1 protein-coding gene is annotated in these 2,980 nt (G+C 61.7%); it reads right to left on the reverse strand.

All coding sequences use genetic code 11. The features are described 5' to 3' along the window. Positions 1-55: 55 nt before the first annotated feature. Positions 56-2,980: Ig-like domain-containing protein (locus HWY30_RS40550; RefSeq protein WP_244145216.1), on the reverse strand; the 2,925-nt coding region annotated here is incomplete at its 5' end.

A 2,980-nucleotide genomic window follows, 5' to 3' on the forward strand; every position in this document is an offset into this window, starting at 1 on the left:
TGGGTGGTGATTCCGGGTCCGCGACGCAGGTCATGCGTCGCGGACCATCCGGAGGTCAGTGGTTGTTCAGCACCGTCTCGACACCGTGCTGCACCAGCAGTACGGCGTTCAGACCCGAATGGTAGAAGACGTCATACTCGATGCCACCCACAGTCGTGTTGCCAGACTGTTGCGTCCAGTCGCCGATGTCGCCTCCGTCCGGCAGCAGATCGGACAGTTCGACCTTGTCGCCCGCATCGCCCTTGACCATCACTTGCGTGCGGCCATCAGCAATGAACAGGTCCTTGCCGCCCTGCTCGAGCACATCGCCCAGCGACAGCTTGAGCGTGTTGTTACCCGTGCCGGTAATGTCGAACACTTCGATCGACGACACCACAAAGCTAACCTTGCCCAAGTCCAAGGTCTGGCCAGCGCCTGCCAGCTTCAGCGTGTCTAGACCGCCGTTGCCAAAGATGAACCCGGCGTCCATCACTTCATTAACGTCGTCCACCGTAAAGACGGTATTTGCATCGGTGCCGACGTAGGTGTCGAAGGGCTCGCGACCCGAGAGGAGGGTTCCCGGATTCACGACATGTAGCTGTTCCGTCTCGATAGAGGTACCGCTTTCCCCAACGATATAGTTAGAGCTATTGCCAGCAGCATCCATAACCGCAACCCCATATGCAGCACCTGACTCAATCGCTGCTATAGCACCGGACGTCATCTCCACGCTGGCCGATCCGCGAGCTATATCCGAACTAGTCACGTAGATGTGGAATCGCACGTCACCCACTGCAACCAGTAGGGTATCGCCCGCCATGGCACTCGGAGAAAGCGTCACGGTGAGGCGGCCAATCTCACCCACCATGTCATACGAGACCCCGAGTATCGACGACGGGGCAATCGTATCCAGCGTTACATTTTGTGACGCCACCTTGCCAATATTGCCAGCCGTATCGACCACGCGCGTCTGGATCGTCCAGGACGCGTTGTGCGCCGTATTGTCCTGGAATACCCAACTTCCCTTGTTGTCGACCATCGCATCCTGCCAGGTCTTGCCGCCATCCACTGACACCTGAACCCTCTCGTTGGCCGCGAGTTCTGTCGTCAGCTCGCCCATAATCAAACGGCCTGCTGAGCCATCATTGGTCAGGAAGTCGCCGCTGTCCATTCCGCTGTCCTTGCCCATGTATGTGATGGACGCCTCAGCAGTCGGCGCTACCGTATCCACGATCACCACGTGCGGATCCGACGGCTTGCTTTCGTTGCCCGCGGGATCACGCTCCACCACCGTGAATTCGTGCTCGCCTTCGCCCAGCGGCGTATCAGGCGTGAAGCTCCAGTTTCCGTCCTCGTCGACCTCCGTCTCGCCAATCGGCGTGCCGTTGTCGATCACGATGATCGTGTCACCCGGTTCGCCCTTGCCCACCAGCGTCGGCGTCGTGTCGTCCGTGCTCTCCCCATTGTCCACCGGACCCTGAACCGGACCCACGTCGTCAATGACTTCGTCAATTTCTGGCTTGTCCGGTCCCATCGTGTAAATCCTCACATGGGTAGTCGGACTCGGCGATGAGACGTGGCCCGCTGCGTCCGTCACCGTATAGGAGATGTCGAACGCCGTGTCCTGCCCGATCAGATCGTCTGCCGGGATCTTCACCTTGATCCCGGTGAGTACGTCGACCGCCCCCACCACGTGCTCGTAGCTCTTGCCGTTCCAGTCAATCGTGATCACGTCACCCGCGACCATGCCCGTATAGGCAGGGATCAACACCCACGTGCCATCGCTGGCCTCTGTCGCGTCGATTACACCGTCTGCCATCTCCGGTACTTCAGGTGCCTTCAGTACCAGTGCTGGCACTGTCGTATCGATGATCACCACGTGCGGCTCCGACGGCCTGCTTTCGTTGCCCGCGGGATCACGCTCCACCACCGTGAACTCATGCTCGCCCTCTTCCAGCGGCGTCTCAGGCGTGAAGCTCCAGTTGCCCTCCTCGTCGACCGTCGTCTCGCCAACCGGCGTGCCGTTGTCGATCACGATGATCGTGTTGCCCGGCTCACACCTGCCCCAGATGCCCTCCAGCGTCGGCGTCGTGTCGTCCGTGCTCGCACCATTGCCCACCGGACCCTGGGTCGGACCCACGTCGTCAATGACCTCGTCAATCGACGGCTTGCCCGGCGGCGTCGTATCCACGATCACCGTCCACGGATCCGACGGCCCACTTTCGTTGCCCGCAGGATCGCGCTCCACCACCGTGAACTGATGCTCGCCCTCTTCCAGCGGCGTCTCAGGCGTGAAGCTCCAGTTGCCCTCCTCGTCGACCGTCGTCTCGCCGATCGGCGTGCCGTTGTCGATCACGATGATCGTGTCGCCCGGTTCACCCTCGCCCACCAGCGTCGGCGTCGTGTCGTCCGTGCTCTCACCATTGCCCACCGGACCCTGGATCGGACCTTCGTCGTCAATGACCTCGTCAATCGACGGCTTGCCCGGCGGCGTCGTATCCACGATCACCGTCCACGGATCCGACGGCCCACTTTCGTTGCCCGCAGGATCGCGCTCCACCACCGTGAACTCGTGCTCGCCTTCGCCCAGCGGCGTCTCAGGCGTGAAGCTCCAGTTGCCCTCCTCGTCGACCGTCGTCTCGCCGATCGGCGTGCCGTTGTCGATCACGATGATCGTGTCGCCCGGTTCACCCTCGCCCACCAGCGTCGGCGTCGTGTCGTCCGTGCTCTCACCATTGCCCACCGGACCCTGGATCGGACCTTCGTCGTCAATGACCTCGTCAATCGACGGCTTGCCCGGCGGCGTCGTATCCACGATCACCGTCCACGGGTCCGACGGCCCACTTTCGTTGCCCGCAGAATCGCGCTCCACCACCGTGAACTGATGCTCGCCCTCTTCCAGCGGCGTCTCAGGCGTGAAACTCCAGTTGCCCTCCTCGTCGACCGTCGTCTCGCCAATCGGCGTGCCGTTGTCGATCACGATGATCGTGTCGCCCGGTTC

It is taken from the genome of Paraburkholderia tuberum STM678 (genome assembly GCF_902833905.1).
GTDB classification, from domain to species: Bacteria; Pseudomonadota; Gammaproteobacteria; order Burkholderiales; family Burkholderiaceae; genus Paraburkholderia; species Paraburkholderia tuberum.